1 protein-coding gene and 1 pseudogene are annotated in these 316 nt (G+C 44.0%); both read left to right on the top strand.

The window, feature by feature from the left end; translation table 11 throughout:
• The coding region (locus ACUU1M_RS20775) for a hypothetical protein (RefSeq protein WP_449144802.1) at nucleotides 1-90 on the top strand (90 nt) is incomplete at its 5' end.
• 2 nt (nucleotides 91-92) lie between these two features.
• Nucleotides 93-316, top strand: a pseudogene (locus ACUU1M_RS20770) (tail fiber assembly protein); the annotation flags it as partial.

Below are 316 nucleotides of genomic sequence, written 5' to 3'. Positions count from 1 at the left end.
CGTAACTCAGCGGATAACGTTGACGGTGTGTATTACCGACCACTGCAAAAACTGATTAATGGCACCTGGTATAACGTAGCGAGTATTTAACAATGTTGCATTTAAAAAATATTACTGCGGGTAATCCGAAAACAGCAGAACAATATCAGATGACAAAACGATATTCGGTCACCTGGCTTTTTTCAGAAGACGGAAAAAACTGGTATGAAGAGCTGAAGAATTTCGCCAGCGACACAATAAAAATAGCTTACACCGGAGATGGTCGCGTGGTGTGGGTCGGTAAGGATGTGACAGGCATCGAGCCACGCAATGCCAG

The sequence above is a fragment of the Shigella sp. SIG6 genome (assembly GCF_053555815.1).
Note: the sequence above shows the minus strand (reverse complement) of the source record. Positions and strands in the feature narration are given on the sequence as shown.